Raw genomic sequence first — 20,285 nt, 5'->3', positions numbered from 1 at the left:
AGACGCGCTCGCCCGATTTTGATCGGTCATATTGATGGGAGCACGGACCGGGGGGCGGCGAATCGGACAACCATCGAGCCAAGCCCAACCGGACGATGCGGCGGTACTCCGGAGAAGACGCCGCGTGACTGAACGTCATCTTACGCAAAAACATGGGGTGCGTAAACGGGGGGTACGCCGGGGGGTACGCCGAGGGTGACGCCGGGGCGATGCGCAAACCTCATACGCGTCGCGCAGCCCACTGGTGCACGCCGAGACGCCCGCGCATCGCGCGCGAGATTGACGCAAAGCAGCACCTCGGCACCGGCGATGCGCCGTTCGCGCGCAACACCCAACCGACGGCCGTCTTCGCGCCGCGCGCGGTCGATGCGACTGTCCGGCAGCTTTTTATGCTGCACTCGCAAAGACGCAACGACACACTCCCAGGGTGGTGCCCATTGAGATGGGCCGGAGACCGGCGCGGCAGGCCGAGGCCATTTGCCGCGTCGCAATAAACGAGCGCGATCGCACCCCAGGGGAGCCCGACTGCACAAGATTGGTGATTGTCCCGATTTTCGCACCCCTCGTTTTGGCGTCTTATACGCCCCTGGCTGACATCCCGGCAAGCCCGCCGCAATGCGGCTTTGCGGCATTTTCGACTGCGGTGGCACGCTTCGTGCGTGACTGGGCGCGCCGAGACCGGCCGACTCCGCGCTCGATAATCCAGATATCGCTCGCGGCAACACCCGGCTCGCTCGGCACTCGATTTACCGAGTGTCTCGGAAGTGCGCGGCGCGGGGCAGCGCACCGGGGTCAGTTTCGCTGAGGTGAGGACATGATGCTGTTCGACGATTTGAGAGATAACGAGTGGGCGCTGGTCGAAGCGTTGTTCTGTGCGGAGCCCGCACGAACCGAGCGTCGCGGGCGGCCCAGGGTGGAAGCCCGCGCAGTCGTCAACGCCGTGCTCTGGGTGCTGTCGACCGGCGAAGGCTGGTCGAAGCTGCCGGGCCGCTATCCCTCCCCCCCGACCTGCCGGCGCCGTTTCGACGAATGGCAAGCCGACGGCACGCTCGCCGAAATCGTCAAGCGCCTGTCCACCTGCGGCCGCCAGATCTCGCTGCGCGGACGCGTCGGCTCCTGCGCCGCCAAGCCGCCCGCGCCGCCGAGCCGGGACCGCCTGCGCGGCGCGTTCTGGACCAACCCCGAATCGTGGCGGGCACCCGTCAAAATGGCCTGAGCAGCCTCGCGCTCGAGCCGAACGAAACATCCATTTACTAATATTTACAGCGCGCTTTCGTGGCCGCGCATACCGTGATTGGTATGCACACGAGTCATTTCCGTGGCTTGCGGCCAAGCGCTATCGCAAAACGAGCCCCGCTGATCGTGGGCGGTGTGCTCGTCATGGCGGCAATCGCCGTGCTGGTCCATCCGGCACAAGGCGGTGACCCCGACGAGCCTGTGGCGCAGGCTCGGGCGCCTCGAGCGCGCCCCCCGCGCACGCAGGCCTCACCTCCCGTCGACGCCCCGCGTGGCGATTTGCGCAGCGATATCGCCCGCAATGCCCAAATGCGGCCCGAGACGGGCGCGGCGCAGCCTTCTTCGGCGCCGCGCGCGCACGGCCTCGTCGAGCGCCGCTGAACGAGTGCGAATGTTTACGCGAGACGATGCGGATCCGGGGAACTGCCGGCGCGCCCGCGAGTCGGAATCAGTGCCATGAGCACTGTGGCAGCAGAAATACATCCGGTAGCCCGTATCCTCGCGATACGGGCTTTTTTTTGCCGAAGCGGCATCGCTTGTCAGCGTGCGGCGTCGGCGTCCGCGGCGGCGCCAGCCGTCTTCGGCAAATAGGTATCGGTGCGCAGGCGCGCCCAGCCCAACGAACGCTCTTCCTGCGCCAGACGGGCGAATTCGGCGCGCCCCTTGTCGGTCAGCACTGCGATGTCGACAGGCGCATGAAAGCCCGCGCTCGGTGCGACGGTGCGCTGGCGCGCCGTCTCCATCAAGCCGAGGCCGCGCAAGTGCTCGAACACGCCGGGACGGCGCGCCCAAGGAACCTGCCGATATTGGACCCGCCGGAGGGCTTCGAGTACCGCTTCATTCGAATACGTGGTCATCTCGACTCATTCTTCAAGTGCCGCTGTCTCCCTCAGCAAAGGCGCCACGCCCCTTGGGTCTAGCCCACAGAGCCCGCCGCCACCGCGAAAGGACGGCTCCGCGCGTGAGCGCCGCAGCCGTTTCATCGATACTCCGGGGATACGGAGCGTCTCGAGGATGCGGCGCCCCGTTTCACCGGGCACAATCGCCCGGTGCGCCGCGACCGGCCAAGGCCGGCCCGTTCCTGGATCCCAAACCCATACCATACCGCATTCGAATTGATCTTATTCATCTTCTTCGCGCTTTTTTCCGCAGTTTTTCTGCTGGGGCGCCGTGCACGCCCGCTCATCGCGGCACTGGCCGCCATCGTGCTGTGGCTCCTCGCCGCAGGCTGGCTCTGCGCGCCGCTGCTCGACTGGGCGCAGCGCGGCGCACCCGATACTCCACAGCCGCGGTTCGCGTCCGACACCGTCATCGTGATGCTCGGCAGCGGGACCGAATACGACGACGATACTCTCGTGCCGAAGCACGACGCCCTGTTGCGCATCACCAAGTCGGCGGGCCTCTATGCCCAATGCAAACGGCAACTACCGCACGCCCGCTGCACCGTGCTCGTGAGCGGCGGCAACCCACAGCGGCACGAGGCGAGCGAAGCGGATACTTACGCGCCCTACCTGCTGCGCCTGGGCGTTGCCCGCAGCGATCTGCTGCTCGAAAACAGGAGCGGCAATACTTATGAAAATGCCCAATACGTGGCACGTATGCTGCGCCAGCGACATTACGATTCGTTGATTCTCGTTACATCGGCTTATCACATGCCACGCGCTATGCTCGATTTCGATCGATTCGGATTGACGCCGCAGCCGGTCATCGCAAATGCACGCCACGTCCGGCGCGGCCTACTGCCGCGTCTGTCGAATCTCGTGAATGCCAATATCGCATTGCACGAGTTGATCGGCCTCGCGCAATTCCATGCGTATCGGGCATTGGGATGGTTTTGAAAGAATGCATGGAATAGCCGGTGAGCGCCGCGACATGTAACCAGACGTAACGAACCGTCGCTTTTGCTGCACATGAAGTGTCTTATGAGGGCCTATGCTCGCTAGAATGCAAAGCAGTGTCCGGCAGGACGGGCAGCAGCTGGGCCAACCACCGATCCACTTTTTCGCACGGAGGCAAATAATGAAGAAAGCGTCCCTGACTGTCTTGGTTTCCCTTTCGATGCTGGCCGGCGCAGCCTATGCGCAAAGCGAGGGCGGCGTGACGATGAGCACCGACCCGGCAAGGGCTGCCGAGGTGGAGCAGCGCGCGCAATCGCTGCAAGCCCAGCAGGAAATGCAGCCGCAACAGATGCCAATGAAGCAACATAAGCCGATGCGCGCTCACAAGAAGGCGATGAAGCACAAGAAGGCGGCGTCCGGCGCGCAAGCGCCCGCCGCTGCGAGCGAGTAAAGCGCGGCCGCGCGGCTCATGCCGCGCGTCGATGCATGAGCCGACTCCGGCCTCGCCGGTGTCGGCTTTTTTTCGTCGGCGTGCGGCTTCGACGATGTGCTAAAGTCGCGCTCCCATCACTCTTCGCCACTTGCGCGCACCTCTGGTGCGGAGGAAAGCATGAGCAACATTCAGCTCGATATCGAATGGACAGAAGCGGCCTCTCGCAAAATCGAAAAGCTCGTACCGCGCGGCTCGCAGGAAGCGTTTCTTGCCCTGCCTCCCATCGAGTGCCTGCCGATGGAAGGCGACGTGCTTTTTCTCGGGCCGGCCGGCAAGCAGCAGCCGTTCATCGTCGCGGAACGCCAATACCATCACGACGGCGAAGCGGACTGGACCATCATCCTGATCCTCGACGTGCCCAACACGACCCATTGACGCATTGACGCCGCGAGTCGGCAAGACCGGGACGCCAACGAAAAAAGCCCGCACTCCGGAGAGCGCGGGCGAAACCGTCGCCTTACGAGGATAGGCGACGGGGCCAGCGGGGCATCGCATGCCGTTGGGCGTGCGAGCCATGAACGCAAACCGGGGACTGCCGCAGACTCGGCGTGCTATCGAATCACCGGCTTTTTTGTGCAAAGAACCGCCGACGCGCGAAACGTCCGGCCCTGCCCTCGACGCTCCCTTTCCACCCGAGTTCGGGGCGAAGCATGAGCAGCTTGCATGCCAGCGCCCAAGTGCGGCGCAAGCCGTTGATTCACGAGAAAAAATAGTCCGCACGCGGGGCGCGCGCATCGAAAATGGCCGAATGTTACGGGGTAACGTCACGTGACGCCGGCCGCGCATCGCGCGTGATCCGGCCTCATCGCCCCCCAAAAAAATGACCCGCCTGGCGGCGGGTCATTGTCTGCTTCCGTTATTACAGCTATTGCCAGCCGTGCGGTCGTGGCGTCAATGGAGCTGATCGCCGATAAGACCTATGATCTGCTTGGCAGGCCGCGTGGCTTCGACATTGCCCTGTGCATCGACGATGGCCACACGCGTTTCCGACGCCGTGACTGCGCGAACGTTGACGCGGTACTGCTTGGCGATCTTCTCTTTCTTGCCGTGGAAGACCTGGCTCCAGAAGCCTTGCTCGTCGGCGCTCAGGTCCTTGGGATCGACGTAGCGGATGAAGTAGAGCCCATGCTCGCGATCTTTGTTGTCGACGGTGAAGTTCGAACGATCGAGCGCGATGCCCACGCGAATCCAGGCGTTGTCGTAGGAGTCGGCAAGCATCAGTTCCGACGGTGCGTCGGCAGCCTCCATCGTCGCGCCCTTGCCCGAGTTCGACACCGCTGCGTTGCGGGCCGCTACCGCAGCCGCGTCCGAAGGCGTGCCCTTACCCGGTGTCTTTTCCTCGGCGGCCGTGTCCTCGGCCGGCTCGTCGATCGGCGGCGCCATGCCGCCGCGCGACTCCGCGAGCGCGAGCGCCGACATCAGCCGCTTCAGGTACTCGGTCTCGAGCGCGGGATCGTTCGGCTTCGGCTCCCACGTCGACGTGTCGTTGTGCACGCCGCTCAGGGCCTCGCGCATGCCCTTCTGGCTCACGAACACATACGTGCCGCCGTTCGGCGCGCTTTCGAGCCGCGTGCGGAACTTGTTGCGCTCCGCCGCCACGTACGAGTTGCCCATCGCCTTCGACAGCGTATTGCGGATCAAGCCCTGGTTCACCTGCGGACGCGTTTCGTTCCAGTCGGTTTCCATTACATGCTTGTTGCGCTGATCGACAACGAGCAGAAAGCCCTGCTCCTGCCAGAAGCGGCGCACCTGCGCCCAGACCTGATCCGGAGTACGGTTGTCGACGACAAGCCAGCTCTCCGTGCCGTCGCGCTGCAGGTGCATGCCGGCGACCGTCGGCACGACGGCGTTCTGCGGCGGCGCCGCCTTTTGGACCTGCTGCAGGCTCGAGAGCGAGGTCTGGCCGCCCTGCGGGGGCAGCGAGCGCTGATCGGATGTTTCCTCGAGCAGATTCGGCGGGACGGCGAGCGACGCCTGCTTCGACTTCGAGTCGCTCTTGTAGTCGACTTGCGTCGGCGAGGGCGAACTGCAGGCGGCAACGAGGCCGCCGGCCACAACGAGCATTGCGAACCGCGAGGTAAAGCGGAAATCAATCATGTTCGGGGAATCCTTGCGCTTTCGCCACGGCGGTATTTCCGTGGATCAGCCGCGCATTTTACCGGTCCCCGGCACCCATGTGTAAAAACGGACGGCCGCCCTCGTCCGGGGACCTTTCCAACCGTAGTCCAAAGCATGCGTTCAGGCACGAGGCGCCCCATGCGCCAGGATGTGCGCGAGAGCCGCCGATTTCGCCGCCTCCTCTGCTTCGGCCTCGGTCGCGAACGCGCCGGGCGCCACATGCACGACGTGCCAATCGGGTTCGTCTTTGGCGCCGCGGCCGGCGTGCTCGTCGCCGAAGACACGGAAGCGCGCGGTGAATCCCCGGGGCCGCGCATACACGATCTCGATGTCGACGGATATACCTTCGATGCGATGCGTTATGTATCCGTCCATCGCCGCCTCCTCCGTTCACCCGATATTGGGCCAGCAAAACCTAGCCTACCACTGGCGCGGCTTGCAGGCTGCTGCGCTCAGTCACCAACGATATCCCGCGCGTCGTCGTCGCCGGCTGTCGCAGCCATGTCGGCCGGAGCGAGCCAGTGCGTCGTGGCGAGCGTGCGGCCATCGAACGTGCATTCGAAGGCGGTCGGCTGCTTCGGCGCCGGCTTCGCCTTGGCAAGCGACGTCGCCGGTGCGGATGCGGCTCCGGCGGCGGAGGCCCTGGCCGCGAGCGCGCCCTCGACGACGATGCGCGCGCCGCCGATCCCGACGGCAACATGCGACACCGATAGCGTGCGCTGCGGTTCATGCTGCGTCAGCTGGGTGCGCATCTGCGCCTCGCAGGCACTCGGGTTTTCGTAAAGCGCACAGCCTGCGAACGAAGTGGACGCGAGCAGCGCGCCGACGAGCGAAAGGGTTCTGGTCGTTTTCATCGATGGATTGATGCCTCGGGCGGGCCATTTTAGCGGAGCGTCTCGATGCGTGCTGCGAGCCCGACCGATGGTAGAATCGCGTCCGCCCTGCCCGGGTGATGAAATTGGTAAACATAGCGGACTTGAGCAATTGAGTGCCCGGCCGGAAACGGCCGGTGCAGAACCCTTCAAATTCGGTGAATCCCCTGCCCCGCGAAGCGGGCGACGAGGCAACGCCGAGCCAAGCCCCGCGCAGCGCGCGGTGGAAGGTGTAGAGACTAGACGGGGGGCGCCTAATGCGATGTGACACGTGATACGCAGTACGTGTGCACACGCAACGGCGAAGGCATAGTCCAGCGCACGAAACGGCGAAGCATCCACTTGCAGCGTCGGCATCGAAAGATGCAGTGTGACGAAAATCCGCCGCCTAACGGCTTGCCGGTTCGAGTCCGGTCCCGGGCACCATAGGATGTTTCGGCTGATGCCGGTGTGTTTCGAGGAACCCCGTTGGACCTGGGTCTTGCGGGGTTTTCTTTCCTCCATGATCGACGCTCCGTAGAAAACCGCTTTGGGGCTGATTCGCCAGGAGCTCAGATCGTCAATTGTGGCCCATTATCGAAAACGCGGCAGCCAAAAGAAATATCTGAGCGATGGGACGGAGAACCATGACGGCTCCGCCAAATATCAGAAACGCGGCATGGAATGGCCGCTTGCCGTAGCCGGCGCCGATACCTGCCGCCACCATCGTCAGCCCGAAGCCCAATGAGGCGTAGATAACGGATTCCTCAGCATCCGTTATCGGTCCGAATACCGGCTCGCTCCAGATCCAAAGCAGGCCGATTATCAACGCCGCCCAGCCGACCACTGCCCACGTGCCCGATGCGGCGCTCGGTTGTCGCCGAACTTCAGCCGGCGATAACGGCTCGGCCGCTGCATCAGGCAAGCTGTCATTAGCAGGTTCGACGGCCATTCCGGCCGGCGGCGGCTTTGCGTTTGCGCTCATAGGTCCTGGCATTCCTCGATGAGAGGTGATCTTGTATTCTGTCACACCACGAAGTCGCCCTTTCGGTTTTATCTGCTAGGCAAGCGCCATCGATTCAGCGTACGCGTGCGTATGGTAAAGGCATTGCAAGTCGCGGCCCGATCGCGTATCCATGACTGTAGGACAGCGAAATATACGCACCTTTCCATAAAAAGCAGAGTTGAAATTACCCTGGTAGCCAAGCGCGGCAAAACCTGTCACAAGCGATACCAGGATGATTAATTACCTTGCGCGCCACGCGGCATGTGCTGAAACGAAGGCCGGCCGTCATCCCCCCCCCGCGACCGTGGGTATTTGCCGTGGACCGATGCCGCCGAGGGGCTGCTCGCCCAAGCCGCGGCCGATTTTCCGTCGCTGGTTTTCAGGCGCGCCGAGCTTCCCGCGCTGGACGCCATCCCGAACGACTCCTTCGACAACGTGCCGTGCGGAACCGTCGTCATGCATTTGCCGCCCGATGAGATAACCCAAGCCTGTAGGCGGCTGTACGAGATTCTCAAGCCAAAGGGTATGCTGAGGAAGCGCCGGACAAACGTATGCGCACGTGCCGCCGACGCATACGAAGTGCCAGGTCTACTACAGCGACCACGGTTTTCCCGAGCGTATTCCGCGAGAAGCGCAATCTTCTACGCGCTCTGCATCACCCGATATTCTCGAGCCGCGCGTGCGAACTACCTGCATTGCTCGCCATCGATTCGCGCACGTAGCGCGCAAATTCCAACGCGGCCGGTTGCGCCGTCGTGGGCAATCGTAGACAGATCGCGAATGGCGGCAGCGCAGGCAACCCGACAGCGTGTGCCTGGATCGTCTCCAGATCGGACGGCACCGTCGATACGAGCCAGGCCGTGATCGCAAGGCCGGCACGCACGGTTGCGGCGGTCGCCTCGAGGTTCCCGCTCTCGAACACCGTGCGCCAGGCAATACCCTCGCCCGCAAGCGCGCCGAGTACAACCGGACGGAACGCGCAACGCTCGTCCACCATCGAAAGCGGCAATGGCCGCTTCCGCCACGCATCGCCGCCACGGCACGCCACCCATACCAGCGGGTCGACGCGAATCACTTCGCCCTCCGCTTCGCTCGCGACGCATTCGATCAGCGACAAGTCCACACGCCCCCCGGTCACCGCGTCGTCGAGGTCGGGCGATGCCGCGCACACGAGCGAAAGCTCCACGTGCGGATGGGCTTCGGCGAAGGCTCTCATTGCGGGCGCGAGCGGTGTCACGAGGTCATAGGGCACGCCGATGCGCAACATGCCCTGCAGCGACTGAGCGCTCATCTCGGCCCAAATTTCGTCGTTCAGCCGCAGCATCTGTCGCGCCTTCGCGAGAAACTGCTCGCCTTGACGCGACAGTTCCAGCTTGCGCGCCTTGCGGACGAAGAGCGGGCATGCCAGCCCGTCTTCAAGTCGTTTGATCTGCTGGCTCACGGCGCCCTGCGTCCTGTGCAGCAGATTCGCGGCCGCGGTCATGCTGCCGCTATCGGCAACCGCCACGAAGGTCCGGATCAGATCGACATCGAGATTGCGGGTCATCGATGCATTATGCAACATGATGCATCGCATCAATATTATTGCCTTTTCTAATGCATCGACCATCCGTACAGTACACGGCATGGTCGCTCGGACAACTATCGTCCATTTCAATGCTGCCCCTGCGTCGCCTCCCATTCAGCAATGGCTGCGCCGGAACTCGCATTCATCATTCCTTCACGGAGGTGTTCGTGTCAGTCCATTCGTTTGCCGAATCGTTCCAGCTCGAAGCAGCGTTCGGCGATGTGTCGGAATATTGGTCGCCTAAAGTGGTCGCTCAGGTCAACGATCAATTCGTGAAGGTCGCGAAAGTGCATGGCCAACTCGTGTGGCACGACCATGCGCACGAAGATGAACTGTTCTTCGTCGTGCGCGGGCATCTGAAGATCCAATACGAAGGCGGGCGCGTGGTCGATCTGCCCGCAGGTTCCATGCATGTGGTGCCGCGCGGCACCCTGCACAACCCTGTCGCCGACGAGGAGTGCTGGATCGTGCTGATCGAGCCCGTCCAGACCAGGCACACCGGCGATGTGGAGTCGCCGTTGACGAGGTCGATCGAGGAGCAATTGCGTCAGTGAGGCTCAGCTCGTCGCTGGGCGACGGCTGAACGCTCACCGATGTCGTCCCGCCCCCGCTGCATTCCCTTTCGATTGCATCTCGACCTCTACGCGCGCTCGCGTGTACGCTCCACCAGAAGCGTCAACCAAACGTGAAGCTATACACCTGCGCGCCCGCATCGAGAAACTCGATCTCGAACGTGCGGTTGCCGATATTGCCTGACTGGCGCACAAGCTGATAGAGGCGCGGGGCCGAAATCGCGCCGCTGCCGTCGGCCGCGACATCGGCACCGTGCGACGCCCCCGGCGCCGCACCATCCACCGTCACGCGAAACCGCACCGGCTTTCCGTCAGCCGCGGGCCCCAGCACGAGGTGCAGATCGCGCGCGTGGAATCTATAGGCGATCCGCGCATTCGGCGCCGCAGGTACCGCCGCCTCGCCTCCCACGTTCCATTGGCCTCCGAGTGCCCACTCGTTCAAGCTGAGCCGTTTGGGCAGCGTGTAGCCGGCCACTTTGTCCGGCACGACCCGCTCGATCGACGAAAAACCCTGCGCCTGCCGGTAACCCACGTAGGTTTCCCCCGAACGGATATCGGACGGATCAGCCGCCGCCTGTGCGCCGCTGCCCTGCACCGCCTGCGGCTGCTGCGCCTGCGGATCCATCGGCCGGCCGCTGTCGGCCAGCAGTTGCCGAATCGCATCCTCGGCTTCGCGATACCCGCCTTCGCCGAAGTGGTGATAACGCACGCGCCCATGGGCATCGACGATGTAGAACGCCGGCCAGTACTGATTGTCGAAGGCCTGCCAGATGCGATAGTCGTTGTCGACGGCCACCGGGTAGCGGATTCCCAGGTTGCTCAATGCCCGCTTCACGTTGCCGACGTCATGCTCGAAACCAAATTCGGGCGTATGCACACCGACGACGACGAGGCCGTCCTTGCCATACCGATCCGCCCACGCTTTCAGATACGGCAGCGTTCGCAGACAGTTGATGCACGAATATGTCCAGAAATTGACGACCGTCACTTTGCCGCGCAATGCATCGCCCGACAGCGGCGCGCTATTGAGCCAGGCAGTGGCGCCGTTGAGCGGCGGTGCCAACCCCTCATCGGGCAGCGAGGCATGCAGCGATACGCGCAGCCAACCCGCGTTCGGACGCGCCGCCGACGTCTGCGCACCCGTTGCGCGCCCCGCTTCGAGCAACGCGACGAGCCGGTTCTCGATGCCGTCCGTGGGCACGCCCGGTATCAGCGCGAGTACACGCGTATCGAGTCCCAGCGCGATGGCCGCCACGGACGCCAGCATCAGCGCGCCGACGGCCCGGCGCAACCACTCGCCGATTCCGAGCGACCGCTTGAGCGCGGTCATCGCCTCTTTGCCGAGCCGCGAGACAACCGCCAACGCGCTCGCCGCGCCCACCGCGTAGGCCAGCAATGCGAGGAGCGTGTGCCAGCTCGGGCCGCCCAACGCCACTCCCGTCAGAATCGCACCGAGCACGGGTCCAGCGCATGGCGCGCAAAGCAAACCGGCGGCCGCGCCATGCAGCAGTGCCGATCCCACGCGGCGTTGAGCCCCTTGCGACGCGCTGCGCGCGATCAAGCGGTCTGCGAGTGACGAGAGCGGCAACGCAAACCGCGATGCGATCGACGGAAACAACAACGCCGCACCGAACGAGGCAAAGATCGCCAGCGCTATCCATCGCCCATACTGGCTCACCTGCACGGCGCCTGCGAGGCCGAGCACGCCAAGCCCCGTCGCCAGGGCGAAGGTCAGCGCCAGACCGGCGAAAAACGGCAGACGCCCGGTGGCGAACGGCTCGTCGGCGCGCGCGAATACGAACGGCACGACGGGCAGGATGCAAGGGCTCAGAATCGTGAAGAGCCCTCCGAGAAACGCAATGCCAACAACTAACATGAGTCGGTCCTCAGGAAATCGGTTGCGCGAACCGGCGGCGTACGCCGGGCGATATGGCAGGCTTCGCCATATCGCCTATTCCATCGTGCTCATGTATCGGGCGAGTTTCCGTGGCAGGTGTGCAGTGCATCGCCATGTATCGGCCGCGACAACGGATACCTGGCGATACAAACCGGATGCGGCCGGGTTTAGACGTTCATCAGGACGATGCGCGCCTCGAGCCCGCCGCCTTCGCGATTGACAAGCGTGAGCGTGGCATTGAGCGTCTGCGCGAGCTGACGCGCGATGGCAAGGCCCAGGCCCGTTCCGCCCGTTGCCCGATTGCGCGAGCTCTCCACGCGATAAAACGGTTCGAATACGGTCTCGAGCGCCTCGGGCGGAATACCGGGGCCACGGTCGAGCACGGAGATCGTGAGCGAGCCCGCCTCGCGGCGCTTCATCTCGATCGTCGCCTGGCCGGCGAACTTGAGCGCATTGTCGACAAGATTGCCGATCAGCCGCCGTAGCGCCTTGGGCCGCGTGGTGATCGTCGTCGGGTCATGTCGCTCCAGCGAAACCGCCGAGCCAGCATCGACGTAGTCATAGGCGAGGCTTTCCAGCAGCGCATGCAGATCCGTGCGGCATGCGTCCTCCGTTATGCCATGCATCGTCCGGGCGTAAGCGACGCCTTCTTTCACGAGCGTCTCCATCTCGGCGAGATCGCTCAGCAGGCGCTCCGACTGCGGGCCGTCGTCCATCGTCTCCAGGCGCAGCCGCATACGCGTGATCGGCGTTTGCAGATCGTGAGAAACGGCCGCGAGGATTTGCATGCGCTCGGTCATATAGCGGGCGATGCGTTGCTGCATCGAGTTGAACGCGCGTGCCGCGCGCGCCACTTCCGACGGCCCGTCTTCGGGCAGGCGCTCGCCTTTCAGGTCCGGCCCCAGGGCATCGGCTGCCTGCGCCAGTTGATGCAGCGGGCGCGTCGCAAGGCGCACCGCCAACCATGAACACGCAGCGAGCGCCGCCAATTGCACCACGAGCAGCAATGGCAGCCAAGGCGATATCGGAATCGACGACATCGGGAAGACGTCGATCGTGAGCGGCGTGCCGTCCGTGAGCTTCAAATGCACCTGCAGGTGCTCGCGCGAATCGGAAATCGCGTTCACGGTAACGGGATACGCCCGTCCGATCCCCGCTTCGATCGAATGCGCCATGCGCTCGGAAAGCCGCGCGTCGAGCGGTGTGCCTGGCTCGCCGGGGCCCAGGATGAAGTGGTATGAGCGCCGCGCGAGCCGCGGCAGCCAGGCCTCGCGCTCGTTCGGCGGCAGATGGTCGAGCAGCGCCACCGAGCTCGCGACTTCGCGCTCGACGTATCCCATCATCACGTCGATAGTGGCGCTGTCGCGCTCAGTGGCCGTCAGCCAGAAAGAGGCAGCCTGTGCCAGCGCGAGGCCGACGCACAGGATCAGGGCAATCCGCGCGAAGAGCGTACGCGGAAGACCGATGCGCGGGCGCGGCCAGCTCGTCATGGCCGTGCCTCGAGCACGGTCACCGAGGCCGAGAACACGTAGCCCTCGTTGCGCAGCGTCTTGATGTAGCGCGGCTCGCGGGCAACGTCCTGAAGGCGCTGCCTCACGCGGCTCACGAGCAGGTCGATCGACCGGTCGAACGCATCGGCCTGCCGCCCTTGCGTGAGATTCAGCAACTGGTCGCGCGTGAGCACGCGCTGCGGATGATCGAGAAAGACGCGCAGCAGGCGATATTCGGCACCGCTCAGCGCGACCACCGTGCCCTCCGCATCGACCAGATGGCGCGCAACGGTATCGAGCTGCCAGTCGCCGAACGCGAGCAGGTGCGCCGATTCGGTTACCTGCATCCCGGGCGGCAACATGCGCGCGCGACGCAGCACTGCGCGGATGCGCGCGAGCAGCTCGCGCACCGCAAACGGCTTCGGTAGATAGTCGTCCGCGCCCATCTCGAGGCCGACGATGCGGTCGGTCTCCTCGTTGCGCGCCGTGAGCATCAGAACCGGCACGGTGCGATGGCGGCTCGCGCGCAGTTCGCGACACAGCACGAGGCCGTCCTCGCCCGGCAACATCAGGTCGAGGACGATCAGATCGGGCGCGCCTTCGTGCAGCACCGCCCGCATTTCGCGGCCATTGGCGGCCACCGACACGCGCATGCCGTTCTTCTCCAGATACTCGGCGATCAGCTCGCGGATGCCGCGATCGTCGTCGACGACGAGCACATGATCGGGTTTGTCCATATCCGCTCCCTCAGGCGCGCCGGCGCCCGCGCCGAGGCTGCGTCCAGCCCGACGCGACCAGCGTGCACTGCAGCGGATGGCGCAGCTCGGCGGCAAATCCGCCTGCGAGAAAAAGCACGGCGGCAAGCATGCGTTTCATGTCTGCTCCTCCACCGACAGCCTCGCTCCATCAGCAACGGACGCCTCGAGGGCATAGACGTCCACGTCGTCGATGCATCCCAGGTTGACTCGCCACTTGGAAGGATCCGTGCGCATCTGATGGAACGGATAGATGCCGCAATGGCGGCAGAAGTAATGCCTGGCCACGCGCGTATTGAACTGATACAGCGTGAGATCGTCCTGGCCGCTGACGATCCGCAAATGATCCGCGGGAAAAGGCGGAGACATCAGCGCGCCCTTGCGGCGACACAGGCTGCAGTTGCAGCGGCCGGCCGGCGACGCCGCCGTTTGCACCTCGAACTTCACGGCCCCGCAGTGACACGAGCCGCTCATCCATCCACTCATGATGCTCTCCGTTCGAAACAAATATGTGCGCAGTTATAGCCGAAACGCGCCGCAGCTGCAGATTCGCTGCGCGCCCCCGGACAGGGCCGCCGCTTCGTTGTTCATCTTTATAGCGAAAGGCACGCGCGGTCATGTAACCCAATGTATCGGCCTGTCCTGGCGACAAAGAGCGATTCAAAAAACCGGCATCGGGTTCATATGCTGGCCAACAGCGCAGGTGTGCCCAGGATTCCCATGAGGTATCCGGCTCCCCGCACAAAGACGCCGGCGGGCCTGCTCCAAGCGCCCCGCCCTTACTAAAACCCTACAAGACATGGGGATTCTACCCTTCAGATTTCCGGCGCGATGCCGTTTACGCGTGACGGCCCCCCCGTCAACGCACACGCTCGTCGCTTCGCTGCGAGGACGGCGGGGCCATCCTCGCGCAAGCGGACGCGCGGTCTGCCGCCATGCGGCAGCGCGCTATGACCAACCGCTTGCCATCGTCTTCCCGCACGAACGGAGCTTTTCGATGAATGTCACCCGCCTGCGCCGCCTCAGTATCGGCGCCCGGCTTGCCGCCCTGTCCTGCACCCTCGTCGCCGTGATCTTCATCGCCTTCTCATGGGCCTTGACCCAGGCCGCCGGTACTCAGATCCGCCAGCACGTGGCCATGCGCATCGCGGAGAAAGACCGCTCCATTGCAGAAATGATCGGCGTGTTCGATCAGGCGCTGACGGCCGAGGTCGAACGGTCGATGTCGCTCTTCGAAAGCTTCCTGCCGGGCGGGTTCGCGATCGACGAATCGCAGAAGGTGGACATCAACGGCGTCGCCACCCCTACGTTCAAGGCCGGCGACAAAACGCTGAATCTCGATTTCTCGGTGCCAGATCAGTTCCTGCAGCGCAGCGGTGCCATCGCCACCGTATTCGTGCGCAACGGCGACGACTTCGTGCGTGTGACCACCTCGCTCAAGAAGCAGGACGGCTCGCGCGCCATCGGCACGCTGCTCGACCGCAAGGGCCCGGCGTACGGTCCCGTCGCCGCCGGGGGCGTCTATACCGGCATTGCCGGACTGTTCGGCAAGCAGTACATCACGCAGTACAAGGCCATTCGCGATGGGTCGGGACGCGTGATCGGCGCACTCTTCGTCGGCGTGGACATCGACCCGCAGATCCAGGCGCTCAAGGCTCAGATCGCCAAGCTCAAGATCGGCGAAAGCGGCTATTACTTCGTCATCGATGCCTCGAAAGGTGCCAATCGAGGAAAGTTCGTGGTGCACCCCTCCGCCGTCGGGCAGCTTGCCGACGACAAGAACGCCCCCTACTCGCGCATGCTCGAGGCCAAAGAGGGCGAATTCACTTATACGTCGGCCGATACGACGCTCGGCGAAACGAGCGAGCGCGACAAGACCGTATCGTTCATCACCGTGCCGCAATGGCAGTGGCTTATCGGCGGTGTGGCCATGCGCGACGAAGTGATGGCCGGCATCAACGCCACGCGCGACCGCTTCGCCGCGATCGGCTGTGTGCTGCTGATCGCGTTCGGCGTGATCTTCGTCATTGCGGTGCGCCGGCTCGTCAGCCGCCCGCTCGACGAAGTGGCGCAAGCGGCAGCCCGCCTCGCCGGCGGCGATCTGACGGTGCGGCTCGGCCGCGCCGCCGCGCCGGGGACGTCGGCCGGTGGGTATGCCCGTGAAAGCGACGACGAGATCGGCAGGCTCGTGCGTGCGATCGACGGTGTCGGCGTGGGGCTGGCCCGCATCGTCGCGCAGGTGCGCGACGCCTGCGCCGGCGTCATCGACGGCACCTCGCGCATCGCGACAAGCAGCGGCGACCTCTCGGCGCGCATCGTCACGCAGGCGGCAAGTGTCGAGGAAACGGCGGCCAGCATGGAGCAGATCACTTCCACCGTCCAGCAAAACGCCGACCATACGGCACGCGCGAGCAACGTCGTCGGCAGCGCAGCCAGCGCCGCGCTCGACGGCGGCCAGGCGGTCGAGCGTGTCGTCTCGACCATGAGCGACATCAGCACTTCCTCGCAGAAGATCGCCGACATCACGAACGTGATCGAAAGCATCGCGTTCCAGACGAACATTCTCGCGCTCAACGCAGCGGTCGAAGCCGCGCGCGCGGGCGAGCACGGTCGTGGCTTCGCAGTCGTGGCTTCGGAAGTACGCGCGCTCGCGCAGCGCAGTGCGGCCGCGGCCAAGGAAATCGCGGCCGTGATCGCCGAATCGACCTCGGCCGTGCAAGACGGCTATCGCATCGTCGAAGAGGCGCGCACCTCGATGAACGGCATCGTTTCGCGCGTGGAGGAAGTCCGGACGATCATCGCCGAGATTTCCGTTGCTTCGCGCGAGCAATCGGCCGGCATCGAGCAGGTCAATACGGCCGTCACCCAAATTGGCGACGTGACGCAACAAAACGCCGCGCTCGTCGAAGATGCCGCCTCCGTCGCGCGCTCGCTCGAGGAGCAGGCTGCAAGCCTCGACGCCGCAGTGGCTGCGTTCAAGCTCGCCGAGGCGCGCTGACGGGGACGGGCACGAGCACCCGGCGGGACGGGCACGGGCGCCCGGCGAGACGGGCACAGGCGCCCGGCCGGACGCGCGCAGGCGCGCCGGGCGTGACATCCGCAACGCGTTCGGTTCAGGTCGAAAGCGTCACGCGCTCGGGCTCGTCCGCCTCGAACCACTCGGGATTGCGTCTGGCGATCGGCCCGAGCGAGACGAGAATCTCGCGCAGGTGCGCACGCATCGCTTCCTCGGCCGCGGCCGCATCGTGCGCACGCAGCCCCGCCAGAATCTTCGCATGCTGCCGGATCAGAAGATCGAGCGGCGAAACGTCAGGCAGGCTCAGGTACCGCACACGGTCCATCTGCGCCTTGATGTCCTGGATCGTCTCCCACGCCGCGATGCAGTCGATCGAGCGTGCGATCGAGTAGTGAAATGCCTCGTCGAGCGCGAGAAATGCAGCCGTGTCGTTGACCCTGGCTGCCAGCTTCTGCTCCCGCAGGTTCTCGGCCAACTCGCGCAGTTGGCCGTCGGTGATCGAATCGGCCGCCTTGCGCACGACCGCCGTCTCGATCGCCTCGCGGATGAAGCGCCCCTCGCGTACCCGGCGCGGCGAGATCCTGCGCACGAACGTGCCGCGCTGCGGCAGCACCTGCAGTACGCCCGACTCGGCCAGCTTGATGAACGCCTCTCGTACCGGCTGGCGCGAGACGTGAAACACCTCGGACACCTCCTTCTCGGAGAGCGGCGTGCCCGGCGTCAGCCTGCCCGCGAAAATCGCCTGCCGCAACACGCGGAAGATCTGACCGCCAATCGGCTCATGCGAGTCCGGCGACAACCGTGCCGCCAATTCCGACATGGCCGCGCGCGCCTCGGGCGCCGCTTCCACGCGCCGCCGCGCCACGCGCGGCACGGCGATATCTGAGTTCGTTGTCGGAGCGGTGCGCGGCGAGAGTTTCATGTGAACGAAAGTGGGGGCCGTGTCGAGGCACGTCGTATCGAGGCGATCCTGCCATACTACCATGCGCGCTCTACGCCAACCGATGGCAGGCGCGGCTCGCGGATGCCGACGATCGCGCAAAAAGAGCCGGCCACGGCCACTGCCCCTGCCAACACGAACGCGCTCGCGTAGGCGCCGTGCGCGGCCTGCACGATAAAGCCCGTCACGGCCGGGCCCACGACGCCCGCGATGTTCGCGAGGAAATGCACGAAACCGCCCACGCCACCGACGTTCTTGCGCGGCACCGTGTCCTGGATCACGGCCCAGTAGATGGAGCCGGTCATATAAAGGAAGAAGATTGCGACCGACATCAGCGCGACCGCGCCTTGCGTGCTCGCCACCCCACCGGCCAGCGCGACGCAGATCGCCGATGCGCTCAGGCAGGTGCCGAGCACGATTCGACGCGAGAGCAGCGCCCGGCCGGTCATCTTCATGATCGCGTCGGAGACGAAGCCGCCCGCGGCCAGCCCCACGCTGCCGAGCACCCAGGGAATGACGGTGGCGATGCTCATGTCCCGCAGGCTCAGATGATGAGCTTCCATCAGGTAGGTCGGAAACCACGAAAGGAAGAAGAAGAGCACGTAGTTGTACGCGAAAAAGGCACCCGCCGTAGCGAGCACGAGCGGCCGGCGCAGAAGCTGCGAAAGCGGCACGGACTCGCCGCTTTCGCCCTGCGCGGCGGCCCCTTCGGCACGCTGCCCGGCCGCGATCCATTCGAGTTCGGTGCGACGGATGCGCGGATGATCGGCAGGATGCTCGGTCGTCGTCGTCACCCAGGCAATGAGCCAGACAAGGCCGAGCAGCATGATGCCGACGAACGCCCAGCGCCAGCCGAACTGCACGGCGAGATAGCCGACGACGGGGCCCGCCACGGCGCCGCCGAGCGGCGTGCCGGAGCTGATGACGCCAATCGCGCTCGCAACTTCCTGCCGCGGAAACCAGTTGTTGACCATCTTGCTGTTGGAGGAGCTGAAAGGCCCTTCGCCCATGCCGAAGAGCACGCGCAACGCGATCAGCGAAACGATGCCCGTGGCGAGCGCCGTCGCGCCGCAGAAGATCGACCATATCGCCATTGCGGCGCCGAATACGCGCTTCGCACCGTACTTGTCGGAGAGCACACCGCCGACGAAATTGAAAATGGCGTAGCCGATGAAGAAACTGCTGAAGACAATGCCGAGTTCGGCATGGGTCAGTTGCAGATCTTTCTGGATCAGCGGCGCGGCGATCGAAAGCGCGGCGCGATCGAGGTAATTGACGACGCCGGCGAGAAAAAACAACCCCACGACAAACCACCGTTGGCTCTTGAACATACGATCGTCTCCTGTAAAAAAAGCCTCTTGGCGGGCCTGTCGACCGAGGTCGAATGAATAGCGGATGAATCGGAACACGCGCATGCGATGTGCTCGGCCCACGCCGATGAACGCGTGGCCCGCGTCTGCTCAATCGAACGTCAAATGCACTTTCATCGCACGGGACCGGTCCTGCGCGACTTCGAATGCCCGATTCGCCTGCTCCAGCGGGAACGTATGCGTCATCACCGCGCGCACGTCGATTTTGCCCGCGGCAATCTCTTCGGCTGCCACGGTATATTCATCGGCGAAGCGAAACGAACCCACGTACTGAATTTCCTTCGCCATCACGAGGTTGGCCGCAACGGGCGATTGCCCTGCCGGCAGGTTGCCCACCTGCAGCACCGTGCCGCCCGCGCGGACGGCGCGCAAGGCCGTGCCGAGGCCGGCGGGGCTGCCCGATGCCTCGATCACGACGTCAAACGTGCCGCGCCGTTCGGACCACTGCGCGATGCGTGCGTCGTCGGCCGCATCGAACGCGTCGTCGGCGCCGAGACGTCGGGCCATCTCGAGCGCAGGCTCGGACAAGTCGAGCGCCACGAGCCGATGCGCCCCGGCCCGCCGCGCCACGGCGAGCAGCAGGCATCCGATCGGACCGCAGCCGACGACGAGCACCTGCGCGCCCACGAGCGAGCCTGCCCGCTTGATCGCATGCAGCGCGACGGCGAGCGGCTCCGCCATCGAAGCGGCGGCAAAATCCACGCGCTCGGGCATCGGCACGCACTGCCGCGCGGCCGCGACGATGTATTGACGGAACATGCCCTGGCTGTGCGGAAAAGTGGAGGCGCTGCCCATGAAGCGCATGTCGAGGCAATGGTTCGGCATGCCGGCCGCGCAATAGCGGCAAACGCCGCAGGCGAGCCCCGGATTGACGGCAACGCGCTCGCCGATGTGGAGGCCCGTCACACCTTCGCCCAGCGCGTCGATCTCGCCCGCGGCCTCGTGCCCGAGCACGAACGGCTCGCGCACTGCGAAATCGCCGCTCTTGCCCTTGCTGTAATAAGACAGATCCGAGCCGCAGATGCCCCCCGCCCGGATACGCACACGCACTTCGCCGGGGCGCGGTTCGGGTCGTTCGAGTTCGTCGATGCGGATCAGTTTCGGTTCGTGAAGCACAGCTGCAAACATAGAGGACT

Annotated in this window: 20 protein-coding genes and 2 pseudogenes; 8 read left to right on the top strand and 14 right to left on the bottom strand. The window is 64.8% G+C overall.

Annotated features, from left to right (window positions below; all coding sequences use genetic code 11):
- Nucleotides 1–817 precede the first annotated feature (817 nt).
- A pseudogene (locus tag U0034_RS18195) lies at nt 818–1,213 on the top strand (transposase); the annotation flags it as partial.
- A gap of 86 nt (nt 1,214–1,299) precedes the next feature.
- The gene (locus tag U0034_RS18190) at nt 1,300–1,617 is read left to right on the top strand and encodes a hypothetical protein (RefSeq protein WP_102623017.1); all 318 of its coding nucleotides are present in this window, start codon (nt 1,300–1,302) and stop codon (nt 1,615–1,617) included.
- Between the two features lie 158 nt (nt 1,618–1,775).
- On the opposite strand, the gene U0034_RS18185 is transcribed toward U0034_RS18190, so the two are convergent.
- Nucleotides 1,776–2,093: a hypothetical protein gene (locus U0034_RS18185; protein ID WP_085229510.1), complete on the bottom strand. Its 318-nt coding sequence runs from the start codon at nt 2,091–2,093 to the stop codon at nt 1,776–1,778.
- A 258-nt stretch (nt 2,094–2,351) separates the two neighbouring features.
- Here U0034_RS18185 and U0034_RS18180 point away from each other — a divergent pair, with 258 nt between their 5' ends.
- The 3 genes from U0034_RS18180 (at nt 2,352) to U0034_RS18170 (ending at nt 3,942) form a co-directional block, all read left to right on the top strand.
- A complete protein-coding gene (locus U0034_RS18180) occupies nt 2,352–3,074 on the top strand; it encodes a YdcF family protein (protein ID WP_102623018.1) in 723 nt (240 codons plus the stop codon).
- 181 nt (nt 3,075–3,255) lie between these two features.
- Nucleotides 3,256–3,525, top strand: coding sequence for a hypothetical protein (locus U0034_RS18175; protein ID WP_085229509.1), 270 nt, complete (start codon nt 3,256–3,258; stop codon nt 3,523–3,525).
- Nucleotides 3,526–3,684: 159 nt separating this feature from the next.
- Nucleotides 3,685–3,942, top strand: coding sequence for a DNA-binding protein (locus U0034_RS18170; RefSeq protein WP_085229508.1), 258 nt, complete (start codon nt 3,685–3,687; stop codon nt 3,940–3,942).
- A gap of 516 nt (nt 3,943–4,458) precedes the next feature.
- Here U0034_RS18170 and bamC read toward each other — a convergent pair.
- The 4 genes from bamC to U0034_RS18150 all read right to left on the bottom strand — a co-directional run bounded on the left by bamC (nt 4,459) and on the right by U0034_RS18150 (nt 7,521).
- Nucleotides 4,459–5,664, bottom strand: coding sequence for an outer membrane protein assembly factor BamC (bamC, locus tag U0034_RS18165; protein ID WP_085229507.1), 1,206 nt, complete (start codon nt 5,662–5,664; stop codon nt 4,459–4,461).
- Between the two features lie 141 nt (nt 5,665–5,805).
- Nucleotides 5,806–6,060 (bottom strand): hypothetical protein, encoded by a 255-nt coding sequence (locus U0034_RS18160; RefSeq protein ID WP_085229506.1) that lies wholly within the window; start codon nt 6,058–6,060, stop codon nt 5,806–5,808.
- Nucleotides 6,061–6,137: 77 nt separating this feature from the next.
- Complete coding sequence (locus tag U0034_RS18155; protein ID WP_085229505.1) at nt 6,138–6,539, bottom strand: hypothetical protein; 402 nt, start codon at nt 6,537–6,539, stop codon at nt 6,138–6,140.
- Between the two features lie 577 nt (nt 6,540–7,116).
- Complete coding sequence (locus U0034_RS18150; protein WP_139831201.1) at nt 7,117–7,521, bottom strand: hypothetical protein; 405 nt, start codon at nt 7,519–7,521, stop codon at nt 7,117–7,119.
- A gap of 333 nt (nt 7,522–7,854) precedes the next feature.
- Between U0034_RS18150 and U0034_RS29255 the strand changes: the two are divergent.
- Nucleotides 7,855–8,013: pseudogene (locus U0034_RS29255) on the top strand (SAM-dependent methyltransferase); the annotation flags it as partial.
- A gap of 184 nt (nt 8,014–8,197) precedes the next feature.
- Here the strand turns inward: U0034_RS29255 and U0034_RS18145 are convergent.
- A complete protein-coding gene (locus U0034_RS18145; protein WP_085229599.1) occupies nt 8,198–9,088 on the bottom strand; it encodes a LysR substrate-binding domain-containing protein in 891 nt (296 codons plus the stop codon).
- A 188-nt stretch (nt 9,089–9,276) separates the two neighbouring features.
- On the opposite strand from U0034_RS18145, the gene U0034_RS18140 reads away from it, so the two are divergent.
- The gene (locus U0034_RS18140) at nt 9,277–9,663 is read left to right on the top strand and encodes a cupin domain-containing protein (RefSeq protein WP_102623021.1); all 387 of its coding nucleotides are present in this window, start codon (nt 9,277–9,279) and stop codon (nt 9,661–9,663) included.
- 121 nt (nt 9,664–9,784) lie between these two features.
- Here the strand turns inward: U0034_RS18140 and U0034_RS18135 are convergent, their stop codons facing one another.
- From U0034_RS18135 to U0034_RS18115, 5 genes are all read right to left on the bottom strand, one after another.
- Nucleotides 9,785–11,557: a cytochrome c biogenesis protein DipZ gene (locus U0034_RS18135; RefSeq protein ID WP_085229502.1), complete on the bottom strand. Its 1,773-nt coding sequence runs from the start codon at nt 11,555–11,557 to the stop codon at nt 9,785–9,787.
- Between the two features lie 188 nt (nt 11,558–11,745).
- Nucleotides 11,746–13,068 (bottom strand): ATP-binding protein, encoded by a 1,323-nt coding sequence (locus tag U0034_RS18130; protein WP_085229501.1) that lies wholly within the window; start codon nt 13,066–13,068, stop codon nt 11,746–11,748.
- Nucleotides 13,065–13,805, bottom strand: coding sequence for a response regulator (locus U0034_RS18125; RefSeq protein ID WP_085229500.1), 741 nt, complete (start codon nt 13,803–13,805; stop codon nt 13,065–13,067). The genes U0034_RS18130 and U0034_RS18125 overlap by 4 nt, the downstream gene beginning before the upstream one ends.
- A gap of 10 nt (nt 13,806–13,815) precedes the next feature.
- Nucleotides 13,816–13,944: a hypothetical protein gene (locus tag U0034_RS18120; protein WP_254902578.1), complete on the bottom strand. Its 129-nt coding sequence runs from the start codon at nt 13,942–13,944 to the stop codon at nt 13,816–13,818.
- Entirely contained in the window at nt 13,941–14,309 is a 369-nt protein-coding gene (locus tag U0034_RS18115) for a GFA family protein (RefSeq protein WP_102623019.1), read from the bottom strand. Before U0034_RS18115 ends, U0034_RS18120 begins: the two co-directional genes overlap by 4 nt.
- 511 nt (nt 14,310–14,820) lie before the next feature.
- On the opposite strand from U0034_RS18115, the gene U0034_RS18110 reads away from it, so the two are divergent.
- Nucleotides 14,821–16,821 carry a methyl-accepting chemotaxis protein gene (locus U0034_RS18110; RefSeq protein WP_085229499.1) on the top strand — a complete coding sequence of 667 codons (2,001 nt, stop codon included), beginning with the start codon at nt 14,821–14,823 and terminating at the stop codon, nt 16,819–16,821.
- A gap of 115 nt (nt 16,822–16,936) precedes the next feature.
- Here the strand turns inward: U0034_RS18110 and U0034_RS18105 are convergent, their stop codons facing one another.
- The 3 genes from U0034_RS18105 to U0034_RS18095 form a co-directional block, all read right to left on the bottom strand.
- Nucleotides 16,937–17,761 (bottom strand): GntR family transcriptional regulator, encoded by an 825-nt coding sequence (locus tag U0034_RS18105; protein WP_085229597.1) that lies wholly within the window; start codon nt 17,759–17,761, stop codon nt 16,937–16,939.
- Between the two features lie 56 nt (nt 17,762–17,817).
- Nucleotides 17,818–19,110: an MFS transporter gene (locus U0034_RS18100; protein ID WP_085229596.1), complete on the bottom strand. Its 1,293-nt coding sequence runs from the start codon at nt 19,108–19,110 to the stop codon at nt 17,818–17,820.
- 129 nt (nt 19,111–19,239) lie between these two features.
- Nucleotides 19,240–20,277: an L-idonate 5-dehydrogenase gene (locus U0034_RS18095; RefSeq protein ID WP_085229498.1), complete on the bottom strand. Its 1,038-nt coding sequence runs from the start codon at nt 20,275–20,277 to the stop codon at nt 19,240–19,242.
- Between the last annotated feature and the right edge of the window lie 8 nt (nt 20,278–20,285).

The sequence above is a fragment of the Trinickia caryophylli genome (genome assembly GCF_034424545.1).
GTDB classification, from domain to species: Bacteria; Pseudomonadota; Gammaproteobacteria; order Burkholderiales; family Burkholderiaceae; genus Trinickia; species Trinickia caryophylli.
Note: the sequence above shows the minus strand (reverse complement) of the source record. Positions and strands in the feature narration are given on the sequence as shown.

Excerpts from the sequence above, each read along its gene's own strand:
- U0034_RS18190 (WP_102623017.1), top strand. The coding sequence starts at position 1,300 with ATGCACACGAGTCATTTCCGTGGCTTGCGGCCAAGCGCTATCGCAAAA.
- U0034_RS18185 (WP_085229510.1), bottom strand. The coding sequence starts at position 2,093 with ATGACCACGTATTCGAATGAAGCGGTACTCGAAGCCCTCCGGCGGGTC.
- U0034_RS18175 (WP_085229509.1), top strand. The coding sequence starts at position 3,256 with ATGAAGAAAGCGTCCCTGACTGTCTTGGTTTCCCTTTCGATGCTGGCC.
- U0034_RS18170 (WP_085229508.1), top strand. The coding sequence starts at position 3,685 with ATGAGCAACATTCAGCTCGATATCGAATGGACAGAAGCGGCCTCTCGC.
- bamC (WP_085229507.1), bottom strand. The coding sequence starts at position 5,664 with ATGATTGATTTCCGCTTTACCTCGCGGTTCGCAATGCTCGTTGTGGCC.
- U0034_RS18160 (WP_085229506.1), bottom strand. The coding sequence starts at position 6,060 with ATGGACGGATACATAACGCATCGCATCGAAGGTATATCCGTCGACATC.
- U0034_RS18155 (WP_085229505.1), bottom strand. The coding sequence starts at position 6,539 with ATGAAAACGACCAGAACCCTTTCGCTCGTCGGCGCGCTGCTCGCGTCC.
- U0034_RS18150 (WP_139831201.1), bottom strand. The coding sequence starts at position 7,521 with ATGAGCGCAAACGCAAAGCCGCCGCCGGCCGGAATGGCCGTCGAACCT.
- U0034_RS18145 (WP_085229599.1), bottom strand. The coding sequence starts at position 9,088 with ATGACCCGCAATCTCGATGTCGATCTGATCCGGACCTTCGTGGCGGTT.
- U0034_RS18135 (WP_085229502.1), bottom strand. The coding sequence starts at position 11,557 with ATGTTAGTTGTTGGCATTGCGTTTCTCGGAGGGCTCTTCACGATTCTG.
- U0034_RS18130 (WP_085229501.1), bottom strand. The coding sequence starts at position 13,068 with ATGACGAGCTGGCCGCGCCCGCGCATCGGTCTTCCGCGTACGCTCTTC.
- U0034_RS18125 (WP_085229500.1), bottom strand. The coding sequence starts at position 13,805 with ATGGACAAACCCGATCATGTGCTCGTCGTCGACGACGATCGCGGCATC.
- U0034_RS18120 (WP_254902578.1), bottom strand. The coding sequence starts at position 13,944 with ATGAAACGCATGCTTGCCGCCGTGCTTTTTCTCGCAGGCGGATTTGCC.
- U0034_RS18115 (WP_102623019.1), bottom strand. The coding sequence starts at position 14,309 with ATGAGTGGATGGATGAGCGGCTCGTGTCACTGCGGGGCCGTGAAGTTC.
- U0034_RS18110 (WP_085229499.1), top strand. The coding sequence starts at position 14,821 with ATGAATGTCACCCGCCTGCGCCGCCTCAGTATCGGCGCCCGGCTTGCC.
- U0034_RS18105 (WP_085229597.1), bottom strand. The coding sequence starts at position 17,761 with ATGAAACTCTCGCCGCGCACCGCTCCGACAACGAACTCAGATATCGCC.
- U0034_RS18100 (WP_085229596.1), bottom strand. The coding sequence starts at position 19,110 with ATGTTCAAGAGCCAACGGTGGTTTGTCGTGGGGTTGTTTTTTCTCGCC.
- U0034_RS18095 (WP_085229498.1), bottom strand. The coding sequence starts at position 20,277 with ATGTTTGCAGCTGTGCTTCACGAACCGAAACTGATCCGCATCGACGAA.